The organism is Micromonospora sicca, from assembly GCF_003172935.1.
Classification (GTDB): Bacteria; Actinomycetota; Actinomycetes; order Mycobacteriales; family Micromonosporaceae; genus Micromonospora; species Micromonospora sicca.
Window position 1 is genome coordinate 1 of sequence record NZ_QGKS01000044.1, and the last position, 1,445, is coordinate 1,445.

1 pseudogene is annotated in these 1,445 nt (G+C 70.9%); it reads left to right on the top strand.

Annotated features, from left to right (window positions below):
• Positions 1-81: 81 nt before the first annotated feature.
• Positions 82-1,322, top strand: a pseudogene (locus DKT69_RS00285) (RNA polymerase sigma factor).
• Positions 1,323-1,445 lie beyond the last annotated feature (123 nt).

Below are 1,445 nucleotides of genomic sequence, written 5' to 3' on the forward strand. Positions count from 1 at the left end.
CCCCGATCTGGATGTGGCGCTCAAGCTCGCCACCGAGGCGTCGAAGGTCTGCGATCGGAAGGTCGAGGTGCGGCCCTTCCTGTGAACAGGGTCGACGTCCGCGAGGCGGTCACCCGGGCCCACCACGAGGAGTGGGCCCGGGTGGTCGCCTCGCTGACCAGGCGGTTCGGTGACCTCGACATCGCCGAGGAGGCGGCGGCCGAGGCGTTCGCGACCGCCGTGCAGCGGTGGCCGGCCGACGGCGTACCCCCCAACCCCGGCGCCTGGCTGACCACCACCGCCGTTCGCAAGGCCATCGACCGGATCCGGCGCGAGAACAAACGCGACGACAAGCACAAGGAGGCTCAGATGGTGTACGACGACGACCCGCCCGAGCCTCTCGGCGCCATCGACGACGACCGGCTGCGGCTGATCTTCACCTGCTGTCACCCGGCGCTGGCGATGGAAGCCCGCGTGGCGCTGACACTGCGCATGCTCGGCGGCCTGACCGTGCCCGAGATCGCCCGCGCCTTCCTGGTGCAGGAGACCACCTTGGAGCAGCGGATCACCCGCGCCAAGGCCAAGATCAAAGCGGCTCGGATCCCCTATCGCGTGCCGGCCGCCGAGGATCTCCCGGCACGCGTCTCCGGCGTACTCGCCGTGCTGTATCTCGTCTTCAACGAGGGCTACCTGGCGACCGGCCCCGACACCGATCCCGTACGTCACGACCTGACCGCCGAGGCGATCCGGCTCACCCGCCTGATCCGCGCTCTGCTGCCGGAGGACGGTGAGGTGGCCGGCTGCTGGCGCTGATGCTGCTCACCGAGGCCCGCCGCACCGCCCGGGTCTCGGCCAGCGGCGAACTGGTCACCCTCGACGAGCAGGACCGTGGGGCCTGGGACACGGCGCTGATCGCCGAGGGTCACCGGCTCGTGCGCGAGCGCCTCGCCGCTGCCGCCGCCGGGGTGGCTCCGGGCCGCTACCAGATCCTCGCCGCGATCAACGCCGTGCACACCTCCGCCCGCGACATCCGCGACACCGACTGGTCGCAGGTCGTCGCCCTCTACGACCAACTCGTCCACCTCGACTCCTCGCCGATCATCGCCCTCAACCGGGCCATCGCGGTCGCCGAGCTCGACGGCCCGCAGGTGGCACTGGCGGCCGTCGACCGTCTTGAGGACAAGCTGGCCGGCTATCACGCCTACCACGCGACCCGCGCCGACCTGCTGCGCCGGCTGGGCCAAAGTCAGCAGTCGCGCGCGGCCTACGACAAAGCCATCGAGCTGGCCGGCAACACCGCCCAGACCGCCAACCTGACCCGCCGCCGCGACCAACTGCGGTAGCGCCCACGAATCCCGATCGAAACCCCGCGCGCAGCGGCGGCCGGCCCCGACGCAATCAGATCGGCCCGATACCCGCATGAGATCGTCAGCTTCTACGGTCGGCACTGCACTGTCATCGGCAGA